This is a genomic window from Enterobacter sp. BNK-13 (assembly GCF_048685015.1).
In the GTDB taxonomy this organism is placed as follows: domain Bacteria; phylum Pseudomonadota; class Gammaproteobacteria; order Enterobacterales; family Enterobacteriaceae; genus Enterobacter; species Enterobacter quasiroggenkampii.
The window spans coordinates 4,223,238-4,249,352 of record NZ_JBLQTP010000001.1 but is presented as its reverse complement, the minus strand read 5'-3'; the positions used below and the strand labels follow the sequence as shown (position 1 = coordinate 4,249,352).

Annotated in this window: 20 protein-coding genes; 9 read left to right on the top strand and 11 right to left on the bottom strand. The window is 57.0% G+C overall.

Going from position 1 to position 26,115, the window contains the following annotated elements:
* Positions 1–58: 58 nt before the first annotated feature.
* The 5 genes from hslU to priA form a co-directional block, all read right to left on the bottom strand.
* On the bottom strand, positions 59–1,393 hold the full coding sequence (hslU, locus tag ACMGGQ_RS20490) for an HslU--HslV peptidase ATPase subunit (protein ID WP_008501803.1): 1,335 nt from the start codon (positions 1,391–1,393) through the stop codon (positions 59–61).
* Positions 1,394–1,402: 9 nt separating this feature from the next.
* On the bottom strand, positions 1,403–1,933 hold the full coding sequence (hslV, locus tag ACMGGQ_RS20485) for an ATP-dependent protease subunit HslV (RefSeq protein WP_008501802.1): 531 nt from the start codon (positions 1,931–1,933) through the stop codon (positions 1,403–1,405).
* A 94-nt stretch (positions 1,934–2,027) separates the two neighbouring features.
* Positions 2,028–3,017, bottom strand: coding sequence for a cell division protein FtsN (gene ftsN, locus ACMGGQ_RS20480; protein ID WP_032635441.1), 990 nt, complete (start codon positions 3,015–3,017; stop codon positions 2,028–2,030).
* 93 nt (positions 3,018–3,110) lie between these two features.
* Positions 3,111–4,136 (bottom strand): DNA-binding transcriptional regulator CytR, encoded by a 1,026-nt coding sequence (gene cytR, locus ACMGGQ_RS20475; protein WP_420290441.1) that lies wholly within the window; start codon positions 4,134–4,136, stop codon positions 3,111–3,113.
* A 119-nt stretch (positions 4,137–4,255) separates the two neighbouring features.
* The gene (gene priA / locus ACMGGQ_RS20470) at positions 4,256–6,451 is read right to left on the bottom strand and encodes a primosomal protein N' (RefSeq protein WP_420290440.1); all 2,196 of its coding nucleotides are present in this window, start codon (positions 6,449–6,451) and stop codon (positions 4,256–4,258) included.
* A 200-nt stretch (positions 6,452–6,651) separates the two neighbouring features.
* On the opposite strand from priA, the gene rpmE reads away from it, so the two are divergent.
* The gene (rpmE, locus tag ACMGGQ_RS20465; protein ID WP_003862040.1) at positions 6,652–6,864 is read left to right on the top strand and encodes a 50S ribosomal protein L31; all 213 of its coding nucleotides are present in this window, start codon (positions 6,652–6,654) and stop codon (positions 6,862–6,864) included.
* Positions 6,865–7,176: 312 nt separating this feature from the next.
* Entirely contained in the window at positions 7,177–7,857 is a 681-nt protein-coding gene (locus ACMGGQ_RS20460) for an oligogalacturonate-specific porin KdgM family protein (protein WP_028015662.1), read from the top strand.
* A 41-nt stretch (positions 7,858–7,898) separates the two neighbouring features.
* Here the strand turns inward: ACMGGQ_RS20460 and metJ are convergent, their stop codons facing one another.
* Positions 7,899–8,216, bottom strand: a complete 318-nt coding sequence (gene metJ, locus ACMGGQ_RS20455; RefSeq protein WP_003862042.1) for a met regulon transcriptional regulator MetJ — start codon at positions 8,214–8,216, stop codon at positions 7,899–7,901.
* A gap of 276 nt (positions 8,217–8,492) precedes the next feature.
* On the opposite strand from metJ, the gene metB reads away from it, so the two are divergent.
* The 4 genes from metB to katG all read left to right on the top strand — a co-directional run bounded on the left by metB (position 8,493) and on the right by katG (position 15,595).
* Positions 8,493–9,653, top strand: a complete 1,161-nt coding sequence (gene metB / locus ACMGGQ_RS20450) for a cystathionine gamma-synthase (protein WP_045909121.1) — start codon at positions 8,493–8,495, stop codon at positions 9,651–9,653.
* Between the two features lie 2 nt (positions 9,654–9,655).
* Complete coding sequence (locus ACMGGQ_RS20445) at positions 9,656–12,088, top strand: bifunctional aspartate kinase/homoserine dehydrogenase II (RefSeq protein ID WP_008501797.1); 2,433 nt, start codon at positions 9,656–9,658, stop codon at positions 12,086–12,088.
* 226 nt (positions 12,089–12,314) lie between these two features.
* Positions 12,315–13,205 (top strand): methylenetetrahydrofolate reductase, encoded by an 891-nt coding sequence (gene metF, locus ACMGGQ_RS20440; RefSeq protein ID WP_024909186.1) that lies wholly within the window; start codon positions 12,315–12,317, stop codon positions 13,203–13,205.
* Positions 13,206–13,414: 209 nt separating this feature from the next.
* Positions 13,415–15,595 (top strand): catalase/peroxidase HPI, encoded by a 2,181-nt coding sequence (gene katG / locus ACMGGQ_RS20435; protein WP_196365666.1) that lies wholly within the window; start codon positions 13,415–13,417, stop codon positions 15,593–15,595.
* 92 nt (positions 15,596–15,687) lie between these two features.
* Here katG and gldA read toward each other — a convergent pair whose 3' ends face one another.
* The 5 genes from gldA to argE all read right to left on the bottom strand — a co-directional run bounded on the left by gldA (position 15,688) and on the right by argE (position 22,528).
* Positions 15,688–16,791: a bifunctional L-1,2-propanediol dehydrogenase/glycerol dehydrogenase gene (gldA, locus tag ACMGGQ_RS20430; protein ID WP_420290439.1), complete on the bottom strand. Its 1,104-nt coding sequence runs from the start codon at positions 16,789–16,791 to the stop codon at positions 15,688–15,690.
* A 12-nt stretch (positions 16,792–16,803) separates the two neighbouring features.
* Entirely contained in the window at positions 16,804–17,466 is a 663-nt protein-coding gene (gene fsa, locus ACMGGQ_RS20425; RefSeq protein WP_063622931.1) for a fructose-6-phosphate aldolase, read from the bottom strand.
* A gap of 128 nt (positions 17,467–17,594) precedes the next feature.
* The gene (locus ACMGGQ_RS20420; protein WP_048226862.1) at positions 17,595–18,359 is read right to left on the bottom strand and encodes a helix-turn-helix transcriptional regulator; all 765 of its coding nucleotides are present in this window, start codon (positions 18,357–18,359) and stop codon (positions 17,595–17,597) included.
* Between the two features lie 94 nt (positions 18,360–18,453).
* Entirely contained in the window at positions 18,454–21,105 is a 2,652-nt protein-coding gene (gene ppc / locus ACMGGQ_RS20415; protein ID WP_420290438.1) for a phosphoenolpyruvate carboxylase, read from the bottom strand.
* A gap of 271 nt (positions 21,106–21,376) precedes the next feature.
* Positions 21,377–22,528, bottom strand: coding sequence for an acetylornithine deacetylase (gene argE / locus ACMGGQ_RS20410; protein WP_048226864.1), 1,152 nt, complete (start codon positions 22,526–22,528; stop codon positions 21,377–21,379).
* Between the two features lie 88 nt (positions 22,529–22,616).
* On the opposite strand from argE, the gene argC reads away from it, so the two are divergent.
* The 3 genes from argC to argH all read left to right on the top strand — a co-directional run bounded on the left by argC (position 22,617) and on the right by argH (position 25,855).
* Positions 22,617–23,621, top strand: coding sequence for an N-acetyl-gamma-glutamyl-phosphate reductase (argC, locus tag ACMGGQ_RS20405; protein ID WP_048028410.1), 1,005 nt, complete (start codon positions 22,617–22,619; stop codon positions 23,619–23,621).
* Between the two features lie 6 nt (positions 23,622–23,627).
* Positions 23,628–24,404: an acetylglutamate kinase gene (gene argB / locus ACMGGQ_RS20400; RefSeq protein WP_086374972.1), complete on the top strand. Its 777-nt coding sequence runs from the start codon at positions 23,628–23,630 to the stop codon at positions 24,402–24,404.
* A gap of 77 nt (positions 24,405–24,481) precedes the next feature.
* A complete protein-coding gene (gene argH / locus ACMGGQ_RS20395) occupies positions 24,482–25,855 on the top strand; it encodes an argininosuccinate lyase (RefSeq protein ID WP_420290437.1) in 1,374 nt (457 codons plus the stop codon).
* Positions 25,856–26,115 lie beyond the last annotated feature (260 nt).

The following is a 26,115-nucleotide window of genomic DNA, read 5'->3' as shown; positions in this document are numbered from 1 at the left end:
CCAATAAAAATGGGGGCATTAGCCCCCATTAAACGTGATGAGAATCCAGTAACCGCGATTATAGGATAAAACGGCTCAGATCTTCATCTGCCACTAACGCATCCAGATGTTTACTCACATATTCTGCGTCAATGGTAACGGTTTGACCGTTCAGGTCGCTCGCGTCGTAAGAGATATCTTCGACCAGGCGTTCCAGCACGGTATGCAGACGGCGCGCACCGATGTTTTCGGTGGTTTCGTTCACCTGCCATGCAGCCTGGGCAATACGTTTGATACCGTCTTCGGTGAACTCGAGGTTCACGCCTTCGGTCGCCATCAGCGCTTTGTACTGTACGGTCGCAGAGGCGTTTGGCTCGGTCAGGATACGTTCGAAATCTTCGGTGGTCAGCGCCTGCAGCTCAACGCGGATAGGCAGACGGCCCTGCAGTTCCGGGATCAGATCCGACGGGCTGGCAACCTGGAAGGCACCTGATGCGATAAACAGGATGTGGTCCGTTTTCACCATACCGTGCTTGGTGGAGACGGTGCAGCCTTCAACCAGCGGCAGCAGGTCGCGCTGGACGCCTTCGCGGGACACGTCCGGGCCGGAGCTGTTGCCGCCGCGCTTACAAATTTTGTCGATTTCGTCGATAAACACGATGCCGTGCTGCTCAACCGCGTCGATAGCGTCCTGCTTCAGCTCTTCCGGATTCACCAGCTTCGCCGCTTCTTCTTCAATCAGCAGCTTCATCGCGTCTTTGATTTTCAGCTTACGCGTTTTTTGCTTCTGACCGCCCAGGTTCTGGAACATGGACTGCAGCTGGCTGGTCATCTCTTCCATGCCCGGAGGCGCCATGATTTCCACACCCATTGGCGCGGCAGCGAGATCGATCTCAATCTCTTTGTCATCCAGCTGGCCTTCACGCAGTTTTTTGCGGAACGCCTGACGTGCAGCAGACGGTTCCGCCTGCTGTTCAGCCTGACCCCAGTTGTTTTTTGCTGGCGGGATCAGCACGTCGAGAATGCGCTCTTCGGCCATCTCTTCCGCGCGATAGCGGTTTTTCTCAATCGCCTGGACGCGCACCATTTTGATCGCCGAGTCGGTCAGATCGCGGATGATGGAGTCCACTTCTTTACCCACATAGCCCACTTCGGTGAACTTGGTGGCTTCAACTTTGATGAACGGCGCGTTAGCCAGCTTCGCCAGACGACGGGCGATTTCGGTTTTACCGACGCCGGTCGGGCCGATCATCAGAATGTTTTTCGGCGTAACTTCGTGGCGCAGCTCTTCGTCAAGCTGCATACGACGCCAGCGGTTACGCAGGGCGATAGCCACGGAGCGCTTGGCGTTATCCTGGCCGATAATGTGTTTGTTCAGTTCGCTGACAATTTCGCGTGGGGTCATTTCAGACATGGGAGATCCTTACGCTTTGGAGGTCAATTCTTCGATGGTGTGGTTGTGGTTGGTATAGATGCAGATATCACCTGCAATATCCAACGCCTTCACCGCGATATCACGCGCGTTCATGTCGGTATTTTCCAACAGCGCGCGGGCAGCAGCCTGGGCATAAGGGCCGCCAGAGCCGATGGCAATCAGGTCATTTTCCGGCTGAATCACGTCACCGTTACCGGTGATGATAAGCGATGCGGTCTCATCGGCGACCGCCAGCAGCGCTTCGAGCTTGCGCAGCATGCGGTCGGTACGCCAGTCTTTCGCCAGCTCAACGGCGGCTTTCACCAGATGACCCTGGTGCATTTCCAGTTTACGTTCAAACAGTTCAAACAGCGTGAAAGCATCCGCCGTGCCGCCTGCAAAGCCGGCGATCACTTTGTCGTTGTAGAGACGACGCACTTTCTTCACGTTGCCTTTCATGACGGTATTACCCAGCGTGGCCTGGCCATCACCGGCGATTACCACATGGCCGTTACGGCGTACACTTACTATTGTTGTCACGAGCAGACCCCCTGGTTACAGAATCGGGAAACAGAAGCCCTGAGCCTGTGCTCAGGGCTGAATTAAATGATAGATGGGGGGGAATTTGGGGGTTTCAACCCCCGGAGGCGAGTCGAATGCAGTTTGTGTGACCGGCGATTTTCAAACGAGAAAGGGTGCCATCGGCATTTTCTTTGCCTTTGACCGGACCAATCACCACGCGATTCCAGCCGTTATTGGTGGTAATACGCGAATCAAACCCTTCAAAGGCCAGCTGCGCGCGCACCGTTTCCGCCTGCTCCGCACCTTTGAACGAACCGCACTGTACCATCCAGCGACGTTCGTCTTTTTTCTCCGCCGTCTGCTTCGGCGCTTCGGTCTCTTTCGTTACCGGCGCGGCCTGCTGCGTTTTCGGCTGCTGGGCGGTGGTATGCGCTGGCGTCTGGAGCAGATCCTGATACGGCTGAGCCGCCTGCTTCTGCGGCTGCGTTTTAGGCTGCTGCTGGACAGGCTGAGACTGCACCGTACGCGTCGGCTGCTGATACGGCTGTTCCGTGACCCGCGGCTGTGCCTTAGGCTGCTGTACCGGCTGAGTTTGCGCCCACTGCTGTTGCTGCTGAATCTGCTGTTGTGCCTGGCGACGCTGCAGCGTTTGCTGGCGCTGTTCCGGCGTCTGCTCATTCCACGGCACTTCGTTCAGCTGCGTAGGCTGCTGGCGCATATCGGCCTGCATTTGTGCCAGCAGCTGACGCTGTTCATCCGTCAGCTGATTCGCATTCTGTACTTCACCACCCGCAGAAGGTTCCGTTGGCGCACGCACCCCAGGCTGACGGCTCTCCAGCTCTTTGATATAGCGCCAGCGCTCTTCAGGCTTCGGAGGGAGGCCATTTCCGGCGACTTTACTGGCCTGAAGCGCCTCGGACTCTTCTTTTTTATGGTGCGTGATAAAGTACAGGCCACCAATAAAGGCGACGACTACAGCCGCAGCAATAGCGACCATTGCTGGCGAGACAGCAGGCAGGTTACGTTGCTTTTTTCTTGAGCTACTCTTTTTGCGTCGCGAAGGTGCCGGCTGGCCGCGACGTACATAATCTCGTTGTGCCACTATCGTTTCGCTGTATTTATTCGTTCGTCAGTCCGCCATGTTACTTAAGCGGCGGGGCTTTGACCAGATAAGGGTATCCGAAAGACGTTTACTTTAAGTCACTGCCTGGGTCGTGCCGCGGACGATCAGTTCGCAGTCCAGCAACCGTGAGCCGCTGCTAACTGTTTGACCGTGAAGCTGATCCAGCAGAAGCAGCATCGCTTCGCGGCCGATTTGGTAGCGCGGCTGAGCGACCGTTGAGAGCGGCGGATCGCAAAATTCCGAAAGCGAAATATTATCGAATCCGATGATGGATAAATCTTTCGGTATGCGAAGACCGCGGCGTTTGGCATACGATAATGCGCCCAGCGCCATCACGTCGCTGTGACAAAATACGGCGGTTGGCGGCTCAGGCAGGTCCAGAAGTTTCTCCAGCGCCTGTCCACCCGCAGCGAAGGTAAAATCACCGCGCGCAATGTAGTGCGGATCGACGGTGACGCCGGTCCGGCGCAGCGCCTGAACGTAGCCCTGCAAACGGTAGTGACACAGCGGCATCTCTTCCGGCCCGGCGATACAGCCAATACGCTTATGCCCCAGCTCCTGGAGATAGTTTACGGCGTTGAACGCGGCGGTAAGGTTATCGATATGGACCGTCGGCAGCTCCAGCTCTGGCGCAAACTCGTTGGCCATGACCATCGGCGGTAAATTACGCTGCTCTTCGATGCTGGCATCAAACGGCAGGCGAGAGCCAAGCAGCAGCATGCCGTCAATCTGCTTGGTGATGATGAGGTCGATGAAGGTTTTTTCCTGCTGGTTCTGGTGGGCGCAGTCGCCAATCAGCACCAGATACCCCTGTTCCGCCGCGGTGACTTCAATACCGCGGATAATCTCGCTAAAGAAAGGGTCACAGATGTCCGGCACAATTACCAGGATGGTGCGCGACTCGTTGCGTTTGACGTTACGCCCCATTGCCTGCGGAAAATAGCCCACTTCAAGCGCAGCCTGCTCCACCCGGTTACGGGTCGCCTGGGAGACTTTATCCGGGTTCATTAATGCGCGGGATACTGTTGCCGTAGAGACCTGTGCTTTCTGGGCAACGTCTTTCATGGTCGCAGTCGCAACCTCTTTCCTGGACTTCAACGTCTTCTCCTCGCCTGAACACCGAACTTCTGACATCACCATTTTTACAGATAGTTAATGGAATCGGTTACAGAATTTTCATAAAAAGTGTGAGGAGCGTTAAATTTTTCGATCCAGCTTCAGCCTTCGATAGGGTCGACGTCCAGGACCCACTTCACTTTTCGCGCTTCGGGCAGGGTGTTTATCAGTACCAGCGCGCCGCTGACGATATGCTGAAGACGAATACGCGAGGGGTGCTGGAGCAAGATCTGCCAGCGGAAACGGCCGCCGCGTTTTGGCGCGAGGGCAGGCACCGGGCCCAAAATCCACAGCTGGTTATCCACCAGCGGGCTGGCCTGCAGGAGGTTTCTCAACTGCTGCAGGAAAAGTGGCGCCTGCTGGTTGTTATGATCTTCCGCGCGGATGATGACGTGGCTGGTCCACGGCGGCAGCTGCATGGTCTGGCGTTCCGCCAGCGCCTGCTCGGCAAAGGCGTCATAGCCTTTGTGCAGCAGGGTTTGCAGCAGCGGGTGCTCCGGGTGGTGTGTTTGCAGCACCACTTCGCCCTGTTTACCGGCGCGTCCTGCACGTCCGGCAACCTGGGTGTAAAGCTGGGCGAAGCGCTCGGCGGAGCGGAAATCTGCCGAGAACAGCGCGCCGTCCACGTCCAGCAGGGCGACCAGCGTCACGTCCGGGAAGTGGTGGCCCTTGGCCAGCATCTGGGTGCCAATCAGGATGCGCGCGCCGCCGCGATGCACTTCCGCCAGCTGTTGTTCCAGCGCGCCTTTGCGGCTGGTGGTGTCCCGGTCGATACGCGAAATCGGTACGTCCGGGAAGAAGGGCCCAAGCGCCTGTTCCAGCTGTTCCGTCCCCAGACCGACCGGCACAATATGCGTTGAACCACATGACGGGCACTGGCGCGGCACCGGACGCTGGCTGTCGCAGTGGTGGCAGCGCAAATGCCGCTGGGCCTGATGGAAGGTGTAGTAGTGATCACAGCGCGGGCACTCGGCAATCCAGCCGCAGTCGTGGCACAGCAGGGCGGGGGCAAATCCACGACGGTTGAGGAACAGAATGACCTGATTCCCCGCCTGCAAATGCTGGCGCATGCGGGTAATCAGCGCAGGCGCTAGCCCCACCTGAACCTGCTGACCTTTCAGATCCAGCACGTGCTGAATGGCCGGACGGGCATTCCCCGCCCGGCGCGTCAGGCGCAGCATGTGGTATTTACGCTGGCGCACGTTGTGCAGCGTTTCCAGCGCAGGCGTGGCGGATCCCAAAACAATAGGAATTTGCTCGCTGTGCGCGCGGTAGACGGCCAGATCGCGGGCGTGATAGCGCCAGCCTTCCTGCTGTTTATAGGAGCTGTCGTGCTCTTCGTCGATCACGATTACGCCAAGATTTTTAAACGGCGTGAACAGCGACGAACGGGTGCCAATCACAATCGCCGCTTCGCCGTTTTTCGCTTTCAACCAGGCACTGAGGCGCTCGCTGTCGTTCAGGCCGGAGTGCAGAACCTCAACCGGCGCGTTAAAGCGCTCGCGGAATCGGGCGATGGTTTGCGGCGTCAGGCCAATTTCCGGCACCATCACCAGCGCCTGTTTACCCTGCGCGAGCACGTTTTCCAGCACGCTCAGGTAAACTTCGGTCTTGCCGGAACCGGTGACGCCCGCCAGCAGCCAGGCAGAGAAATGATCGGAGGCGCTATGAATCGCGCCTACCGCGGTGGCCTGCTCGGTATTCAGACGCAGGCGATCCCCTGACACGGAGAAATTTTCCCGCCAGTCGTAAAGGGCAGGTGCTTCGCTTGCCAGGTCGCTCAGCCCTTTCTTTCTCAATGCCTGTAGTGCCGTTTCGCTGACCTCAAGCTCGTCGACCTGATGTCGCCAGATTTTCCCCTGACGCAGCGCCGCCAGCGCCTGCTGCTGTTTCTGCGAACGCTTCAGGCTGTTGATGTCGACGGCCTGGCCTTCCTCCGTGGCAAACCAGTACCACATCGGCGCGTGGCTGGCGCTTTTGCCCTGACGCAGCATCATTGGCAGGGCGTGGAACAGGACGTCGCCAATCGGGTGATGATAATAATCTGCCGCCCACAGCAGCAGTCGCCAGGTGCTGGTGGAGTAAACAGGCTCGCTGTCCAGCACCTCAACGACCGATTTCAGTTCGTTAAGCGGCAGTTCGCTTTTATCGCTGATGGAGACAACGATCCCCACGCGCTGCTGTTTGCCAAATGGCACGGTCACGCGGCAGCCCGCTTTGGCGTTCATGCTGTCGGGCAGCAGATAGTCAAAGGTGCGGGGAAGCGGAACGGGCAGGGCAACGTGAGCGACGGGCATCGAATCTTCCTGACTTGAAAAGTGGCGCGTTAGTATACACATTAGTAAAAGCGGCGTGCGGATCAGTTTGCATACGTTGGTCAAATTCTGTATGATTCGCCGCCTTTGGTGTACTTTACGCCAAAGAACTTACAATCAACATCGCGTGGTGTCTGGCGTTAGGGCTGGAAGAGCGACGCGGCCTTAACTGAGGTTCTCCCATGAAAAAAGATATTCACCCGAAATACGAAATGATTACTGCAAACTGTTCTTGCGGTAACTCTATCCAGATCCGCTCTACCGTGGGTCACGATCTGAACCTGGACGTGTGCGGCAAATGCCACCCGTTCTACACTGGTAAGCAGCGTGATGTTGCAACCGGTGGCCGTGTTGACCGCTTCAACAAGCGTTTCAGCATCCCGGGCGCTAAATAAGCATCCAGAAAAAACCGCCTACGGGCGGTTTTTTTGTGCCTGTTATATCCCTTCTGAATAAATCACACCTGGATATTTCTATCTAAAATAATTAATTACGCATCATTGTATTAAAATATTTGTCTGATGTATTCTTTAACGGATAGTGAACTGCATCTCTCATTTCTTTAATTCTTTGCCACCTTTTAATGAGTGTGTCAAAAATTAAAAGGTTTCTCTCGTTTCGTAAAATTACACTTCGCCCGTCATACATTCTTATTCGCCATTACGACAAGGTGGCTTTCAGGGCGCATTTACTTCGAGGGAACTGTTATGAAATTGAAGCAAGTCTTATTTGTGCTTCCGTTAATATCGTGCGCGGCGCAGGCGGGATATGTGGATTACCGACACGAGTATTACGACGATGGGCGTAACTATGACCGTGTATACATGTCACACCGCTTTGGCACCGGCTTTGGCGTAGCGGTTGAGGCGGTATCGCGCTCCGATAACAAGCAGTCTAACGACGCGCTTAATAATATGGAAAGTAACAGCAACGAATATACCGCAAGCTATCAATTTACCTGGCAAGGTTTTATCTGGCAGCCGGGCGTCGCCGTTGAAATGGGTGATGATATGGCCATCTATAAGCCTTATCTGCGCGTACAGTATAATATTAATGACAGTTGGTGGACGGCATTTCGTTATCGTACGGAGTACACTCGCCGTAATGCTGACGGTAAAGATGACCGTATGGTTTATCGTCCGGAAGTGTGGCTGGGTTATAACATTGATAGCTGGATGTTCGAGTTAAACGGCATTTATAAATTCGCCGACAACGAAGACCTGTATAACAATAAAAAAGAAGATTACGAATATAACTTCCGCGTGGCGTATAACATCGACTCGTGGATCCCGTTTATCGAAGTGGGCAATGTCTCTTCCGGCTATAACACCGCCACCAGCGACGATCGCCAGACGCGTCTGCGCGTGGGTTTAGGCTACAACTTCTAAAAACTATCCCGCTGAGTCACCTCAGCGGGATCACACCGCAGTTAGTATTCCCACGTCTCCGGGTCAATACCCAGTTCACGCATGATTACTTTCGCCTCTTCCGGGATTTCGTCACTACGCTCTTTGCGCAGATCGTCATCGTTCGGCAACGGTTGACCGGTAAACGCATGCAGAAACGCTTCGCACAGCAGTTCGCTGTTGGTTGCGTGGCGCAGGTTATTCACCTGACGACGCGTACGTTCATCGGTGAGGATCTTCAACACCTTCAGAGGAATGGAAACCGTAATTTTCTTTACTTGCTCACTCTTCTTACCGTGCTCAGCGTATGGGCTGATATATTCGCCGCTCCATTCAGCCATGAGATACCTTTAATCCTCTCAGTCATTTATTTAAAGGTGCAAAACCGGTAACCACCCGTTTTGAACCGCAATCTTGCCTAGTTTACCGTAGAGACGATACCGTGGCACGGATATTGCCGCTGCAGCGTGCACTAAAGCATATAATTTTAACGGCTATTTGCGCATTGCTCAATCTATACGCAAAGAAGTTTAGATGTCCAGATGTATTGACGTCCATACTTTCAGTGTTTACTCTGGTGCCTGACTTTTCACCTCATTCGCCAGGAAGCCCTCACCATGACGCGTAAACAGGCCACTATCGCAGTGCGTAGCGGATTAAATGATGACGAGCAGTACGGCTGCGTTGTCCCGCCCATTCATCTTTCCAGTACCTACAACTTCACCGGATTTAATGAACCCCGCGCGCATGATTACTCGCGTCGTGGCAACCCTACGCGTGACGTGACCCAGCGCGCGCTGGCCGAACTGGAAGGTGGCGCAGGTGCTGTGTTAACCAACACGGGGATGTCCGCCATTCACCTGGTGACCACCGTGTTCCTGAAACCAGGCGACCTGCTGGTTGCGCCGCACGATTGCTACGGCGGCAGCTATCGCCTGTTTGATAGCCTGGCGAAACGCGGCTGCTATCGCGTATTGTTTGTCGATCAAAACGACGAACAGGCACTGAAACAGGCGCTGGCAGAGAAACCGAAGCTGGTTCTGGTAGAAAGTCCAAGCAATCCATTGTTGCGCGTTGTCGATATTGCGAAAATTTGTCAGCTCGCAAGGGATGCGGGAGCGATAAGTGTAGTGGATAATACGTTCCTCAGTCCGGCCCTTCAGAACCCACTCGCACTGGGTGCCGATCTGGTATTGCATTCATGCACTAAATATCTGAACGGCCATTCTGACGTGGTAGCAGGTGTGGTGATTGCCAAAGATCCGGATGTTGTCACCGAACTGGCATGGTGGGCCAATAATATTGGCGTCACCGCAGGCGCCTTCGACAGCTACCTGCTGTTGCGCGGCATCCGCACGCTGTCGCCGCGCATGGACGTGGCGCAGCGCAATGCTCAGGCGATTGTCGATTTCCTGAAAACCCAGCCGCTGGTGAAGAAGCTGTATCACCCGTCGCTGCCGGAAAATCAGGGGCACGAGATTGCCGCGCGCCAGCAGAAAGGGTTTGGCGCGATGTTAAGTTTTGAACTGGATGGTGACGAGCAAACGCTGCGTCGCTTCCTGAGCGGGCTGTCATTGTTTACGCTGGCGGAATCTTTAGGTGGGGTTGAAAGCTTGATCTCCCACGCCGCGACCATGACGCACGCAGGAATGGCACCCGAAGCACGTGCCGCCGCCGGTATTTCGGAGACGCTGCTGCGGATCTCAACCGGTATTGAAGATTCTGAAGATTTAATTGCCGATCTGGAAAATGGCTTCCGGATCGCAGCCAAGGGGTAATCATGAGTGTGATAGCGCAGGCAGGGGCGAAGGGTCGTCAACTGCACAAGTTTGGTGGTAGTAGTCTTGCTGATGTGAAATGTTACCTGCGTGTCGCAGGGATCATGACGGAATATTCACAGCCGGGTGACATGATGGTTGTCTCGGCGGCGGGCAGCACCACCAACCAGTTGATTAGCTGGCTGAAACTGAGCCAGACCGATCGCCTTTCTGCGCATCAGGTGCAACAGTCCTTACGTCGTTACCAGAGCGAGCTGATTGCTGGCTTGCTGCCTGCGGACGTAGCGGACGGGCTGATCAGTGCCTTCACGCATGACCTTGAGCGTCTGGCCGCCCTGCTGGATAGCGGCATTACCGATGCGGTGTATGCCGAAGTGGTGGGCCACGGTGAAGTGTGGTCCGCACGCCTGATGGCTGCGGTTCTGCAACACCTGGGCGTAGACGCCGCCTGGCTCGACGCGCGTGATTTCCTGCGCGCCGAACGCGCCGCGCAGCCACAGGTGGATGAAGGCCTGTCCTACCCACTGCTGCAACAGCTGCTGGTGCAGCATCCGGGCAAACGCATTGTGGTTACCGGCTTTATCAGCCGCAGCAACGCAGGTGAAACCGTGCTGCTGGGCCGTAACGGCTCCGACTACTCGGCAACGCAAATCGGTGCGCTGGCGGGCGTGTCCCGCGTCACCATCTGGAGCGACGTGGCCGGTGTTTACAGCGCGGACCCGCGCAAAGTAAAAGATGCCTGCCTGCTGCCGCTGCTGCGCCTGGATGAAGCCAGCGAACTGGCGCGTCTGGCCGCACCAGTGCTGCACGCGCGCACCCTGCAGCCGGTTTCCGGCAGTGATATCGACCTCCAGCTGCGCTGCAGCTACACCCCGGATCAAGGCTCCACGCGCATTGAGCGCGTGCTGGCGTCCGGTACCGGGGCGCGTATTGTCACCAGCCACGACGACATCTGCCTGATTGAATTCCAGGTTCCTGCGGGCCAGGACTTCAGGCTGGCGCATAAAGAGATCGACACGATCCTGAAACGCGCCCAGGTGCGTCCGCTGGCCGTGGGTGTTCACAATGACCGCCAGCTGCTGCAGTTCTGCTATACCGCAGAAGTGGCGGACAGCGCCCTGAAAATTCTGGATGAAGCCGGTCTGCCGGGCGAGCTTCGCCTGCGTCAGGGGCTGGCGCTGGTGGCGATGGTGGGCGCGGGCGTCACCCGTAACCCGCTGCACTGCCACCGCTTCTGGCAGCAGCTGAAAGGCCAGCCGGTGGAATTTACCTGGCAATCGGAAGAGGGCATTAGCCTGGTGGCCGTTCTGCGCAAAGGGCCAACCGAAAGCCTTATTCAGGGTCTGCATACCTCCCTGTTCCGCGCGGAAAAACGCATCGGCCTGGTGCTGTTTGGTAAAGGCAACATCGGTTCCCGCTGGCTGGAGCTGTTTGCCCGCGAACAGGTCACGCTTTCGGCGCGTACCGGGTTCGAATTCATTCTCGCAGGCGTAGTGGACAGCCGCCGCAGCCTGCTGAACTACGAAGGGCTGGATGCCAGCCGCGCGCTTGCCTTCTTTAATGATGAAGCCGTCGAGCAGGATGAAGAGTCGCTGTTCCTGTGGATGCGTGCGCACCCGTATGACGATCTGGTGGTGCTGGACGTTACCGCCAGCGAACAGCTTGCCGATCAGTATCTTGATTTCGCCAGCCACGGTTTCCACGTCATCAGCGCCAACAAGCTGGCGGGGGCAAGCAGCACCGACAAATACCGCCAGATCCACGACGCGTTTGAAAAAACCGGTCGTCACTGGCTGTATAACGCCACCGTGGGTGCGGGCCTGCCGGTAAACCACACCGTGCGCGACCTGATTGAAAGCGGCGACAGCATTCTGGCGCTGAGCGGTATCTTCTCCGGCACGCTCTCCTGGCTGTTCCTGCAGTTTGACGGCACCGTACCGTTCACCGACCTGGTGGATCAGGCGTGGCAGCAGGGCTTAACGGAACCCGATCCGCGCGTTGACCTCTCCGGTAAAGACGTGATGCGCAAGCTGGTGATCCTGGCGCGTGAAGCGGGTTATGACATCGAACCGGATTCCGTCCGCGTCGAGTCGCTGGTGCCTGCCGGCTGTGAAGAAGGTTCTGTGGACCATTTCTTTGAAAATGGCGAAGAACTTAACGAGCAGATGGTGCAGCGTCTGGAAGCCGCGAACGAGATGGGGCTGGTGCTGCGCTACGTGGCGCGTTTCGAGGCCAACGGAAAAGCGCGAGTCGGTGTCGAGGCGGTGCGTCCTGAACATCCGCTGGCGGCGCTGCTGCCGTGCGATAACGTCTTCGCCATCGAAAGCCGCTGGTACCGCGATAACCCGCTGGTGATCCGCGGCCCGGGCGCCGGGCGCGACGTTACTGCCGGGGCCATCCAGTCCGACATCAACCGTCTGGCTAAGCTGCTGTAAAAACTCAATTTCCCTCTCCCTGTGGGAGAGGGTTAGGGTGAGTGCATCAGACTGCACTCACCCCCATCATGAATTTCCCTCATCTTCCCTGAGCAAACCTCACCGTTATTGTTGATTATTTCTATTGACGTCCCTCCGCTTTTCCGTCATTTTTACATCTGGACGTCTAAACGTATAGAAGTTCACAACACAACAGACAATGACACGCGATTGATAGGGGTAGGGTATGAGCTTTTTTCACGCCAACCAGCGGGAAGCACTGAACCAGAGCCTGGCCGAAGTAAACGGCCAGATTAACGTCTCTTTTGAATTTTTCCCGCCGCGCACCAGTGAAATGGAGCAAACCCTGTGGAGTTCTATCGATCGTCTCAGCAGCCTGAAACCGAAGTTTGTCTCCGTGACCTACGGTGCGAACTCCGGCGAGCGTGACCGTACCCACAGCATCATTAAAGGCATCAAAGATCGTACCGGTCTGGAAGCGGCGCCGCATCTCACCTGTATCGACGCCACCCGCGACGAACTGCGTGCCATCGCCCAGGATTACTGGAATAACGGCATTCGGCATATTGTTGCGCTGCGCGGAGATCTGCCGCCGGGCAGCGGTAAGCCGGACATGTATGCCGCCGATCTGGTCGGGCTGTTAAAGGGCGTGGCTGACTTTGATATCTCCGTTGCCGCCTATCCTGAGGTTCATCCGGAAGCGAAAAGCGCCCAGGCGGATCTGCTTAACCTCAAGCGTAAGGTGGATGCCGGCGCGAACCGCGCCATTACCCAGTTCTTCTTTGATGTCGAAAGCTATCTGCGCTTCCGTGACCGCTGCGTTTCCGCGGGCATCGACGTTGAAATTATCCCGGGTATTCTGCCGGTCTCTAACTTCAAGCAGGCGAAGAAATTTGCTGATATGACCAATGTGCGTATTCCGCTCTGGATGTCTAAAATGTACGAGGGGCTGGACGATGACCCGGAAACACGCAAGCTGGTGGGCGCAAACATCGCGATGGACATGGTGAAGATCTTAAGTCGTGAAGGGGTGAAGGATTTCCACTTCTACACGCTGAACCGTGCTGAGATGAGTTACGCCATATGCCACACGCTCGGCGTTAGACCAGGCGTGTAACAAAAAAGAGCCCTCTTCGGAGGGTTTTTTGATTTATAAGGGTTTTATTTTCCTGCCATATCAGCAATGCTGCCTTTGACGTACAAAACTCATGTATTTTCCATGGGAAATTAAACGGATTTAACTATCGAATCTGTGGGTTATCTCAACTATACCTTATCAACAAGGGCGTATATCGTAACGGTAACACTGTAAAAGGGAGCATAGCGATGAGCACGTCAGACGAGACCAATAAAGCGGCATCAGTCGGCAAATGCCCGTTCCATCAGGGCGGCGTCGATCACAGCGCGGGCGCAGGTACAGGCAGCCGCGACTGGTGGCCAAAACAACTCCGCATCGATCTTCTTAACCAACATTCCAATCGTTCGAACCCGCTGGGTGAAGACTTCGACTACCGCAAAGAATTCAGCAAACTTGATTACTCTGCCCTTAAAGGCGACCTTAAAGCACTCCTAACCGACTCTCAGCCGTGGTGGCCAGCCGACTGGGGCAGCTACGCGGGCCTGTTTATCCGCATGGCGTGGCACGGCGCGGGTACCTATCGCTCCGTTGACGGGCGCGGCGGGGCTGGACGCGGTCAACAGCGCTTTGCGCCGCTGAACTCCTGGCCGGATAACGTGAGCCTGGATAAAGCGCGCCGTCTGCTGTGGCCCATCAAGAAAAAATACGGACAAAAAATTTCCTGGGCTGACCTGTTTATCCTCGCGGGTAACGTGGCGCTGGAGAATTCGGGCTTCCGCACCTTTGGTTTCGGTGCCGGGCGTGAAGACGTCTGGGAACCGGATCTGGACGTGAACTGGGGTGATGAAAAAGCCTGGCTGACCCACCGCGATCCGGAAGCGCTGGCGAAGCGTCCTCTGGCCGCCACCGAAATGGGCCTGATCTACGTGAACCCGGAAGGGCCAAACGCCAGCGGTGAACCGCTGTCAGCGGCGGCAGCGATTCGCGCGACCTTCGGCAACATGGGCATGAACGATGAAGAGACCGTGGCGCTGATTGCAGGTGGTCACACCCTCGGCAAGACTCACGGCGCGGGTGAAGCCACCCACGTGGGTACCGACCCGGAAGCCTCACCAATTGAAGCGCAGGGCCTGGGCTGGGCCAGCACGCTCGGCACGGGCGTGGGCGCTGATGCCATTACCTCCGGTCTGGAAGTCATCTGGTCACAAACCCCGACGCAGTGGAGCAACTACTTCTTCGAGAACCTGTTCAAATACGAATGGGTGCAGACCCGCAGCCCGGCAGGGGCGATTCAGTTTGAAGCCGTTGATGCGCCGGAAATCATGCCCGATCCGTTCGACCCGTCGAAAAAACGCAAGCCGACCATGCTGGTCACCGACCTGACGCTGCGTTTTGACCCGGAATTCGAAAAGATTTCCCGCCGTTTCCTGAACGATCCGCAGGCCTTCAACGAAGCCTTCGCGCGCGCGTGGTTCAAACTGACCCACCGTGATATGGGGCCAAAATCGCGTTACCTTGGCCCGGAAGTGCCGAAAGAAGATCTGATTTGGCAGGACCCGCTGCCGCAGGCGGTATTCAATCCGACCAAAGAGGACATTGAAAGCCTGAAGGCGGAAATTGCGGCGTCCGGTCTGTCCGTCAGCGAACTGGTTTCTGTGGCCTGGGCGTCGGCATCGACCTTCCGCGGCGGCGATAAACGTGGCGGTGCCAACGGCGCGCGTCTGGCGCTGGCGCCTCAGCGTGACTGGGATGTGAACGCCGCGGCGGTTCGCGCGTTACCGGCGCTCGAAGCTATCCAGCGCACCACCAACAAAGCCTCTCTGGCCGATATCATCGTGCTGGCAGGTGTGGTAGGCGTTGAGCAGGCCGCAAAAGCGGCGGGCGTGTACGTCACCGTGCCGTTCACGCCGGGCCGTGTGGATGCGCGTCAGGATCAGACGGATATCGAGATGTTTAACCTGCTCGAACCGATTGCCGATGGCTTCCGCAACTACCGTGCACAGGTGGATGTGTCCACCACGGAGTCACTGCTGATTGATAAAGCCCAACAGCTGACGCTGACCGCGCCGGAGCTGACGGTGCTGATTGGTGGCCTGCGCGTGCTGGGTGCCAACTTTGATGGCAGCAAGAACGGCGTGTTCACCAACCGTGAGGGCGTGCTGAGCACTGATTTCTTCGTGAATCTGCTGGATATGAACACCCAGTGGAAGGCGACCGACGAATCCAATGAGCTGTTTGCCGGAAGCGATCGCGCCAGCGGTGAAGTGAAATATACCGCCACCCGCGCCGATCTGGTCTTCGGTTCTAACGCCGTCCTGCGTGCGCTGGCAGAGGTTTACGCCAGCGATGATGCGCATGAGAAGTTCGTTCGCGACTTCGTTGCCGCATGGGCGAAGGTAATGGATTTGGATCGGTTTGACGTGAAGTAACCTTTGTGCCGGGTGGCGGCTACGCCTTACCCGGCCTGGAAATTAAAGTGCCATGTAGGCCGGGTAAGCGCAGCGCCACCCGGCTTTTTTTATTACTCCCACTCCTGCAGGAATCGCTGTCCATACTGGTCGGCCACCAGCAGTGCCGCATAGACCTGATCCGGCGTGACGCCGCCGGGCATGTTGTGGATGGTTTCTCCTTCCGCACAGGACGCTTCGGCAATCAGACGCATTTTGGCCGGAATATCCTCTTTGATGTTCAGCTGTGCCAGCGTGATTGGCAGCCCAACGCTGTGGCAAAGCGCCGCGACGGTTTCAATTTCTTCTACCGGCGCATTTTCCAGCACCAGCTGCGTCAGCGTACCAAACGCCACTTTCTCCCCATGATAGAAGTGATGCGCGTCCGGTACCGCCGTCATACCGTTATGAATAGCGTGTGCCGCCGCCAGCCCGCCGCTTTCAAAGCCGACGCCGCTGAGATAGGTGTTGGCTTCGATGATGCGTTCCAGCGCAGGCGTCACCACATGCTGCTCCGCCGCCAGCATCGCTTTTTCACCCTCTTCAACCAGCGTGTTGTAGCACAGCTCCGCGAGCGCCAGTGCCGCCTGGGTGCATTTACCCCCGGCCATGGTGGTCGCACCGCTGAGCGAGCAGGCGCGTGCTTCAAACCAGGTCGCCAGCGCGTCGCCAATCCCGGCGGCCAGCAGACGTGCAGGCGCACCTGCTACCACTTTCGTATCCACAATGACCATGTTCGGGTTGTGCGGCAGCATCAGGTAGCGATCGAACTCGCCGCTGTCGGTGTAAATAACGGAAAGGGCGCTGCACGGCGCGTCGGTGGAGGCAATAGTCGGCGCAATGGCGACCGGCACGTTCATAAAGTGGGCCAGCGCTTTGGCGGTATCCAGCGTTTTCCCGCCCCCAATACCCAGCACCGCCAGGCAGTCGGCGCTATCGGCCAGTCTTTTCAGCCGATCGATTTCATTTTGTGAACACTCGCCGCCAAACGGCGCGATTTCGGCATGCAGTTCAGCTTTTTTAAAACTTTGTCGTAGGGTTTCTTCGGCAAAACCCAGCACAAATTTATCGCCGACGACCAGCCAGCGGTTGGCCAGCGGTTTCAGATAGTCGCCGAGACGGGTCAGTACGTCAGCGCCCTGGATATATTTCCCCGGCGATTGAATGATACGGTCCATAACAGTTCTCCCTTAGAGGTTGAGGTTACCAAACGCGTTTTTCCAGTCTTGCTCGAACTTCTCTATGGCTGACTCTACCGCCGGTGTGCCGAGCATGTGTTGCGCTACGTCTAAGGGAAGCGTGATTGCTTCACATCCTGCCAACAGGCAGTCCAGCGCCTGACGCGGCGTTTTGAAGCTGGCGGCCAGCACCTTGCTTTCCGGCGCGTGCAGTTCCAGCAGGGACTGCAGTTCCTGAACCATGCGAATGCCGTCACCGCCCTGCGCGTCGACGCGGTTTACATACGGCGCGACATATTTCGCCCCTGCGAGTGCGGCGAGCAGGCCCTGCGCCGCGCTGTAAACGGCGGTGCCCAGCGTGGTTATCCCTTCTTTTTTCAATGCTTTAATTGCGATAAGCCCCTGAGCCGTCACCGGGATTTTCACCACAATGCCCGGAATGGCGTTACTCAGACGTTTGGCTTCCGCCACCATGCCTTCGGCATCGCGGCTCATGGTTTGAGCAAACAGCGTGCCTTCCGGCCCGATGGCTTGTTGCAGGCGCGGCAGCACGTCCCAGATGGATTCACGGCTGGCGGCAATGATGCTCGGGTTGGTGGTGACGCCCGCGATGGGAAAGATGCGCGCCAGGCGTTCTACTTCCGCCACGTTGGCGGTATCCAGGTACAGTTCCATTATTTTTCCTTAAGTCAGAAAGGTTGAATAAAGGATACGGCGCACCCAGGCGCGGCGAATACAGGTCAATTTTGCCAAATACTGGACAAATGTAATGTCCTTAGCGAAGTGAGAGAGCGATCACAATGCTACTTTTTGGCGATCAGCTGGCTGTGGTACTGGCGTCGATATTCGGAAGGAGAACGTTCGGTGTGCTTGCGAAAGAGACGGCAAAAGTAGTTGCTGTCCGTAAATCCGCAGCGTGTGGCGATATCTTTAATTTTGAGATCGTAGCCTTTCAGCAGCTGACGCGCATGTTCCAGGCGCGTTTTTGTTAAATATTCATTGAATCCGACGCTGCCGACTTTCTGGAATAGATGGGAAAGGTAGTTTGGTGAGATGTAGAACGCCTGTGCCACGGATTCGCGAGTTAACAAAGAGGCATAATTTTCTTCGATATAGCTCCGAACGGCTTCGAACAGTGCCCGGCTGCGGCTGTCGGTGTGAATTTCACTGCCAAGCAGATCCCGGCAGTGGCTGAGCAGGCTTAAAACTACCAGCCTTGCTGTGTCTTGTTCCTCAGGCTGCATCTGTAATTCGGTGAGCGTTTGCAGAAGAAAAGCCCCCGTTCGCGGACCACGTCGGGCAACCTGGAGTTGTTGTAAGAGCACATTGTCACGCTGTAGCTCGATTGTAAGCTGCTGCTTACCGAAATGTATGCTCAGGACGTGAGGCGCAGGATGCGTGATTTGTCCAAAAAAAGAAAAAAACGCCTCACAGGGAGTGCCAAGGGTAATGCCGAGGCAGGGAGAGGTTCGGGGATGCTGTTCAGCCAGCGCTGAGAAACGAATCTGACCCAGCGGTAACGTGCGGTTCACCAGGTCAGTCAAAATCTGGGTGATATCGGAATGCATAAGGAGACTACCGAAATTTGCCGGGTGGCGCTAACGCTTACCCGGCCTACTTATCGTAGGCCCGTGCAAGCGCAGCGCCGCCGGGCGTAAAGCCTTAGCCGGTGTTACGCATACCTGCCGCAACGCCCGCAATCGTCACCATCAGCGCCTGTTCAACGCGTGGATCCGGCTCTTTCCCTTCTTCTTCCGCCAGACGCGAACGGTGCAGCAGCTCTGCCTGCAGGACGTTCAGCGGGTCGGTGTAGATGTTACGCAGCTGGATAGACTCGGCAATCCACGGCAGGTCCGCCATCAGGTGTGAGTCGTTGGCGATATCCAGCACCACTTTGATGTCGCCTTCCAGCAGTTCGCGCAGTTCTTTACCCAGCGCCCACAGCTCTGTCTTCACCAGGCGCTGATCGTAGTATTCCGCCAGCCAGAGGTCAGCTTTCGAGAAGACCATCTCCAGCATTCCCAGACGGGTAGAGAAGAACGGCCAGTCGCGACACATGGTCTCCAGCTCGCTCTGTTTGCCGTCTTCCACCACTTTTTGCAGTGCGGCACCGGCACCCAGCCAGGCGGGCAGCATCAGACGGTTCTGCGTCCAGGCAAAGATCCACGGGATTGCACGCAGAGACTCTACGCCGCCGGTCGGGCGACGTTTTGCAGGACGTGAGCCCAGCGGCAGTTTACCCAGCTCCTGTTCAGGCGTGGCTGAACGGAAGTAAGGCACGAAATCTTTGTTTTCACGCACGTAGCCGCGGTACAAATCGCAGGAGATAGCCGACAGCTCGTCCATGATGTGGCACCAGGAGGCTTTCGGCTCCGGCGGTGGCAGCAGGTTGGCTTCCAGGATCGCGCTGGTATAAAGCGACAGGCTGCTGATGGTCACTTCCGGCAGGCCGTACTTGAAGCGGATCATCTCACCCTGCTCGGTCACGCGCAGGCCGCCTTTCAGGCTTCCCGGCGGCTGTGACAGCAGCGCCGCATGCGCTGGCGCGCCGCCACGGCCAATTGAGCCACCGCGTCCGTGGAACAGGGTCAGCTCGATACCGGCTTTTTCGCAGGTTTTGATCAGTGCATCCTGCGCCTGATACTGCGCCCAGGATGCCGCCATCACGCCCGCATCTTTCGCGGAGTCGGAATAGCCGATCATGACCATCTGTTTGCCCTGAATAAAGCCGCGATACCAGTCGATGTTCAGCAGCTGGCTCATCACGTCGTTGGCGTTGTTCAGGTCGTCGAGAGTTTCAAACAGCGGGGCGACCGGCAGGGCGTAGTCGATTCCCGCTTCTTTCAGCAGGAGGTGAACGCCCAGCACGTCGGATGGGGTTTTCGCCATGGAGATCACATAGGCGGCGACCGATCCTTTCGGTGCGTCCACGATCGCTTTACAGGTGTTGAGCACTTCGCGGGTATCGTTGCTTGGCTCCCAGTTGCGCGGCAGCAGAGGGCGCTTGGAGTTCAGCTCGCGGATCAGGAACGCCTGCTTGTCAGCTTCGGACCAGCTTTCATAGTCACCGATGCCGAGATAGCGGGTCAGCTCGCCCAGCGCTTCGGTATGACGGGTACTTTCCTGACGCACGTCGATACGCACCAGCGGCACGCCGAAACACTTCACGCGACGCAGGGTGTCGAGCAGTTCGCCGTTGGCGATGATGCCCATCCCGCAGGCCTGCAGCGATTTATAACAGGCGTACAGCGGCTCCCAGAGCTGTTCGTTCTGGCTGAGCAGGCCTTCTGGTTTTGGCAGACGCTGGCCTTTCAGGCGCGCTTCCAGCCAGGCCTGAGTGGCCATCAGCTGACCACGCAGTTTTTTCATCAGGAAACGGTACGGCTCGCTGGCGCCTTCTTCGCCAGCCAGCGCGCGCAGTTCCGGCGTCGCTTCAACCATCGACAGCTCGGAGATCAGCACCTGAATGTCTTTCAGGAACAGGTCGGTCGCTTTCCAGCGGCTCAGCAGCAGGACGTGGCGGGTGATTTCCGCGGTAACGTTCGGGTTGCCGTCGCGGTCGCCGCCCATCCAGGAGGTGAAGCGAACCGGCACGAAATCAACCGGCAGACGGTAGCCCAGGTTCGCTTCCAGCTGTTCGTTCAGCTCGCGCAGGTAGTTTGGTACCCCTTCCCACAGGCTGTTTTCCACCACCGCAAAGCCCCATTTGGCTTCGTCGACCGGGCTTGGGCGATGCTTACGAATTTCATCGGTGTGCCAGGACTGGGCAATCAGCTGGCGCAGACGGCGCATCAGCTGGTTGCGTTCATAGTCGGCAATGTCTTTGTTATCCAGCTGCTTCAGGCAGTTGTTCACTTCCACCATTTTGTGGATCAGGGTGCGACGGGTGATCTCGGTTGGGTGAGCGGTCAGTACCAGCTCCAGCGAAAGCGACTCAACCGCTTTTTTGATGGTGGCTTCGTTGAGGTCGGGCTGGTCTTTCAGTTTACGAAGGGTGCGGGCAATGACTTCCGGGTTGCTGGCCGCTTCGCCGTTTGGCGAAATGCTGTGGTATTGCTCAGCGGTGTTGGCCAGGTTCAGGAACTGGCTGAAGGCGCGCGCAACGGGCAGCAGCTCATCGTTAGAGAGGTTCTGCAAGGTGGTGAGCAGCTCCTGACGACTGGCCTCGTTACCGGAACGGGAAGATTTAGACAGCTTGCGGATGGTTTCAACGCGGTCGAGGATGTTTTCCCCCAACGCATCTTTGATGGTATCTCCAAGCACTTTGCCGAGCATACTGACATTACTACGCAACGCGGAATATTGTTCGTTCATAAAAACCCAGTCACCCCATCATTTTTGTTTATGCCCATGTGAAAATCTTCTGGACATTCTTTTGTCATCTCCCTTTATAAAGCCACGTAAAACCCCCGTCGTCAATTGCTGCGAAAACGGTTCAGCAAACGAATAAATGTGGGCAATTTACGAAATTTAATTCGCATTGCGTCAGATAAGAGATGCTTATGGAAATGTGACGAAGATCATGCGATCTGTTGCCCTCACCCTAACCCTCTCCCACAGGGAGAGGGGACTCTTCGGTGCGGTTTTAATGCCAGCAGAAGTGATGCACAACCTGGGTAATCAGTTCGCGGGTGGGTTTGATAAAGCGGGTTTCCAGATATTCATCCGGCTGGTGCGCCTGGTTGATGGAGCCTGGGCCAAGAACCAGCGTCGGGCAAAGCGTCTGAATAAACGGCGCTTCGGTGCAGTAGTTCACCACGTCGGTTTTCTGGCCGAGCAGCTTTTCTACCACATCGACCAGCTGATGGTCCGGCGGGCATTCGTAACCCGGGATGGGCGGATGCAGTTCGGAGACCGTCAGGCGACCCGGCCAGCGTTCGCTCACCGGGGCCAGCGCCTCATTCAGCAGGCCGTCGAGATCGCTCAGGGTCATGCCCGGCAGCGGGCGAATATCCATGTGCAGTTCGCAGCAGGCGCAGATGCGGTTGGAGGCATCGCCGCCGTGCAGGCTGCCGAGGTTCAGCGTCGGGTACGGCACGGTGAACGCGTCGTAGTGGTAACGCTCTTTCAGATCGTCACGCAGGGCCATGATGCGGCCGATGGCATCATGCATCAGCTCAATGGCGTTCACGCCGCGCGCCGGATCGCTGGAGTGGCCGGACTGGCCGAGCACGCGCACGGCGGTAGAGATATGGCCTTTATGCGCGCGAATCGGCTGCAGAGACGTCGGCTCGCCGATGATCGCGCAATCCGGGCGAATCGCCGTGTTTTCAGAGAAGTAGCGCGCGCCCGCCATGCTGGTCTCTTCATCAGCGGTCGCCAGAATGTAGAGCGGTTTTTTCAGCTTCGTCACGTCCACGTCACGCAGCGCGTCGAGGATAAAGGCGAAGAAGCCTTTCATGTCGGCGGTGCCCAGACCGTAGAGCTTGTTGTCGTGCTCGGTCAGGGTGAACGGATCGCGCGTCCAGCGGCCATCGTCGAACGGCACGGTGTCGGTATGACCGGCCAGCAGCAGGCCGCCCGCACCGGTTCCGGTACTGGCGAGCAGGTTAAATTTGTGGCGAGTGCCGGGGACGGGCTGAACCTCAACGTTAAACCCAAGATCGCTAAACCAACCCGCCAGCAGATTGATTAAAGACTCATTGCTCTGATCCAGCGCTTCTTCCGTTGCGCTGATAGACGGTGTGGCAATCAGGGCGCGGTAGATCTCGATAAATGGCGGTAAGTTCATTTTCATTGTTGACACACCTTAGGTCGTGATAGTATCAATATTCATGCAATAAATGTGAATAAAAATACATTAACGTTGAGCATAAAGGAACCCGATGTTGAATACGCTGATTGTAGGCGCTAGCGGTTATGCGGGCGCAGAGCTTGTAAGCTACGTGAATCGCCATCCACATATGACCATAACCGCTTTGACCGTGTCAGCGCAAAGCAATGATGCAGGAAAGTTAATTTCCGATTTGCATCCGCAGCTTAAGGGCCTGGTCGATCTGCCGCTGCAGCCCATGTCTGACATCAGCGAGTTTACTGACGGCGTCGACGTGGTGTTTTTAGCCACCGCACACGAGGTCAGCCACGACCTGGCGCCACAGTTCCTGGCGGCTGGCTGCGTGGTCTTCGACCTCTCCGGCGCGTTCCGCGTTAACGACGGCGCGTTCTACGAAAAATATTACGGTTTCACCCATCAGCATCCGGATCTGCTTGAAAAAGCGGTGTACGGCCTGGCTGAGTGGAGCGCAGATAAACTGAAAGAAGCGGATCTGATTGCCGTTCCGGGCTGCTACCCGACGGCGGCGCAGCTTGCCCTGAAGCCGCTGATCGACGCGGGTCTGCTGGATCTGAACCAGTGGCCGGTGATCAATGCCACCAGCGGCGTGAGCGGTGCAGGGCGCAAGGCGGCGATCTCCAACAGCTTTTGCGAAGTGAGCCTTCAGCCGTATGGCGTGTTTAATCACCGTCATCACCCTGAAATCACGACGCATCTGGGCGCGGACGTCATTTTCACCCCGCACCTGGGCAGCTTCCCGCGTGGGATCCTCGAAACCATTACCTGTCGCCTGAAGCCTGGCGTGACCAAGGAGCAGGTGAGCGAGGTCTTCACGCAGGCGTATGCGGACAAACCGCTGGTACGTCTGTACGACAAAGGCGTGCCGGCGCTGAAAAACGTGGTCGGTCTGCCGTTCTGCGATATCGGCTTTGCCGTTCAGGGTGAGCACCTCATCGTGGTGGCCGCAGAAGATAACTTACTGAAAGGCGCTGCCGCACAGGCAATGCAGTGTGCAAATATTCGTTTCGGTTTCCCTGAAACGCAGGCTCTTATTTAAGGTGTGATGATGAACCCATTAATTATCAAACTCGGTGGTGTACTGCTGGACAGCGAAGAAGCGCTGGAGCGTCTGTTTACCGCGCTGGTGAACTATCGCGAATCACACCAACGTCCACTGGTGATTGTGCACGGCGGCGGCTGCGTGGTGGATGAGCTGATGAAAGGGCTCAACCTGCCGGTGATCAAGAAAAACGGCCTGCGCGTGACGCCTGCGGATCAAATTGACATTATCACCGGTGCGCTGGCGGGTACGGCGAACAAAACCCTGCTGTCCTGGGCGAAGAAACACCACATTGCCTCCGTTGGCCTCTATCTGGGCGATGGCGACAGCGTAAAAGTGACCCAGCTCGACGAAGCGCTCGGTCATGTTGGACTGGCGCAGCCGGGTTCGCCTAAGCTGATTAACACGCTGCTGGAAGGCGGGTTCCTGCCAGTGGTGAGCTCTATCGGCGTGACCGAAGAGGGTGAGCTGATGAACGTTAACGCTGACCAGGCGGCAACCGCACTGGCGGCAACGCTGGGTGCGGACCTGATCCTGCTCTCCGACGTGAGCGGCATTCTGGACGGAAAAGGCCAGCGCATCGCAGAAATGACGGCAGAGAAAGCCGAGCAGCTGATTGCGCAGGGCATCATCACCGACGGCATGATCGTCAAAGTGAACGCCGCGCTGGATGCGGCACGCACGCTGGGTCGCCCGGTAGATATCGCCTCCTGGCGTCACGCGGAGCAGCTCCCGGCGCTGTTTAACGGCACGCCGATTGGCACGCGTATTTTAGCGTAATCGATTTAATGTTTTGTAGGCCCGGTAAGCGCAGCGCCACCGGGCAATGAAATTCAAAGATATTAAGGAAGCATGTTATGGCACTTTGGGGTGGGCGTTTTACACAGGCAGCGGATCAGCGGTTCAAACAGTTCAACGACTCTTTGCGCTTCGACTACCGCCTGGCCGAACAGGATATTGTCGGCTCTGTGGCCTGGTCCAAAGCGCTGGTGACGGTGGGCGTGCTGACCCCAGAGGAACAGCTGCAGCTGGAAGAGGCGCTCAATAATCTGCTGGAAGAAGTGCGTCTGGATCCGCAGCAAATTCTGCAGAGCGATGCCGAAGATATTCACAGCTGGGTGGAAGGTAAACTGATCGACAAGGTCGGCCAGCTGGGTAAAAAGCTGCATACCGGCCGGAGCCGTAACGACCAGGTCGCCACCGATCTGAAGCTGTGGTGTAAGGATACCGTTGGCGAACTGCTGGCGGCTAACCGTCAGCTGCAGACCGCGCTGGTGGAGACCGCACAGAACAATCAGGACGCGGTGATGCCGGGTTATACCCACCTGCAGCGCGCGCAGCCGGTGACCTTTGCGCACTGGTGTCTGGCCTATGTAGAGATGCTGGCGCGTGACGAAAGCCGTCTGCAGGATACCCTGAAGCGTCTGGACGTCAGCCCGCTGGGCAGCGGCGCGCTGGCGGGTACCGCTTACGAAATCGACCGTGAACAGCTGGCAGGCTGGCTGGGCTTTGCCTCCGCTACCCGTAACAGCCTGGATAGCGTCTCCGATCGTGACCATGTGCTGGAACTGCTCTCTAACGCGTCTATCGGTATGGTGCACCTGTCGCGCTTTGCCGAAGATCTGATCTTCTTTAACTCCGGCGAAGCGGGCTTTGTTGAGCTGTCCGACCGCGTGACCTCAGGTTCATCCCTGATGCCGCAGAAGAAAAACCCGGACGCGCTGGAGCTGATCCGCGGGAAATGTGGCCGCGTGCAGGGCGCGCTGACCGGCATGATGATGACCCTGAAAGGGCTGCCGCTGGCGTACAACAAAGATATGCAGGAAGACAAAGAGGGGCTGTTCGACGCGCTCGACACCTGGCTGGACTGTCTGCATATGGGCGCGCTGGTGCTGGACGGCATTCAGGTGAAGCGTCCGCGCTGTCAGGAAGCGGCGCAGCAGGGCTATGCGAACGCGACCGAGCTGGCGGATTACCTGGTGGCGAAGGGCGTACCGTTCCGTGAAGCGCACCATATTGTCGGTGAAGCGGTGGTGGAAGCCATTCGTCAGGGTAAACCGCTGGAAGATCTGGCGCTGGCCGATCTGCAGAAATTCAGCGCGGTTATCGGGGATGAGGTGTATCCGATTCTTTCGCTGCAGTCCTGCCTGGATAAGCGTGCGGCGAAAGGCGGCGTGTCGCCTAAGCAGGTGGCGCAGGCGATTGCGGATGCGAAAAACCGGCTGATTTGATGCCTGAAACGTCGGGTGGCGGCTTCGCCTTACCCGACCTACAAAACCCCAGCCCAACCCTGAGTTGGGCTTTTTTACGCAAAAAAAAGCGGACCACGGGGTCCGCAAAAGTTCACGTTGGCTTTAGTTGTTCGAGTTTTGAGAGAAACTCGCTGACGGTGCGGAGACGTCAAGGGTCAAACACGTGCCGCCTCGTCTATGTGGTGTATTATTCAACAGAATGCTTGATAGGGATAATCGTTCGTTGCTATGCTATCTAT

What these genes read in the sequence shown, in the direction of transcription:
- argC (WP_048028410.1), top strand. Translation starts at nt 22,617, where the DNA reads ATGTTGAATACGCTGATTGTAGGCGCTAGCGGTTATGCGGGCGCAGAG.
- priA (WP_420290440.1), bottom strand. Translation starts at nt 6,451, where the DNA reads ATGCCCGTCGCTCACGTTGCCCTGCCCGTTCCGCTTCCCCGCACCTTT.
- ACMGGQ_RS20420 (WP_048226862.1), bottom strand. Translation starts at nt 18,359, where the DNA reads ATGCATTCCGATATCACCCAGATTTTGACTGACCTGGTGAACCGCACG.
- ACMGGQ_RS20460 (WP_028015662.1), top strand. Translation starts at nt 7,177, where the DNA reads ATGAAATTGAAGCAAGTCTTATTTGTGCTTCCGTTAATATCGTGCGCG.
- metB (WP_045909121.1), top strand. Translation starts at nt 8,493, where the DNA reads ATGACGCGTAAACAGGCCACTATCGCAGTGCGTAGCGGATTAAATGAT.
- fsa (WP_063622931.1), bottom strand. Translation starts at nt 17,466, where the DNA reads ATGGAACTGTACCTGGATACCGCCAACGTGGCGGAAGTAGAACGCCTG.
- gldA (WP_420290439.1), bottom strand. Translation starts at nt 16,791, where the DNA reads ATGGACCGTATCATTCAATCGCCGGGGAAATATATCCAGGGCGCTGAC.
- metF (WP_024909186.1), top strand. Translation starts at nt 12,315, where the DNA reads ATGAGCTTTTTTCACGCCAACCAGCGGGAAGCACTGAACCAGAGCCTG.
- hslU (WP_008501803.1), bottom strand. Translation starts at nt 1,393, where the DNA reads ATGTCTGAAATGACCCCACGCGAAATTGTCAGCGAACTGAACAAACAC.
- argE (WP_048226864.1), bottom strand. Translation starts at nt 22,528, where the DNA reads ATGAAAATGAACTTACCGCCATTTATCGAGATCTACCGCGCCCTGATT.
- argH (WP_420290437.1), top strand. Translation starts at nt 24,482, where the DNA reads ATGGCACTTTGGGGTGGGCGTTTTACACAGGCAGCGGATCAGCGGTTC.
- katG (WP_196365666.1), top strand. Translation starts at nt 13,415, where the DNA reads ATGAGCACGTCAGACGAGACCAATAAAGCGGCATCAGTCGGCAAATGC.
- rpmE (WP_003862040.1), top strand. Translation starts at nt 6,652, where the DNA reads ATGAAAAAAGATATTCACCCGAAATACGAAATGATTACTGCAAACTGT.
- metJ (WP_003862042.1), bottom strand. Translation starts at nt 8,216, where the DNA reads ATGGCTGAATGGAGCGGCGAATATATCAGCCCATACGCTGAGCACGGT.
- ppc (WP_420290438.1), bottom strand. Translation starts at nt 21,105, where the DNA reads ATGAACGAACAATATTCCGCGTTGCGTAGTAATGTCAGTATGCTCGGC.
- ACMGGQ_RS20445 (WP_008501797.1), top strand. Translation starts at nt 9,656, where the DNA reads ATGAGTGTGATAGCGCAGGCAGGGGCGAAGGGTCGTCAACTGCACAAG.
- argB (WP_086374972.1), top strand. Translation starts at nt 23,628, where the DNA reads ATGATGAACCCATTAATTATCAAACTCGGTGGTGTACTGCTGGACAGC.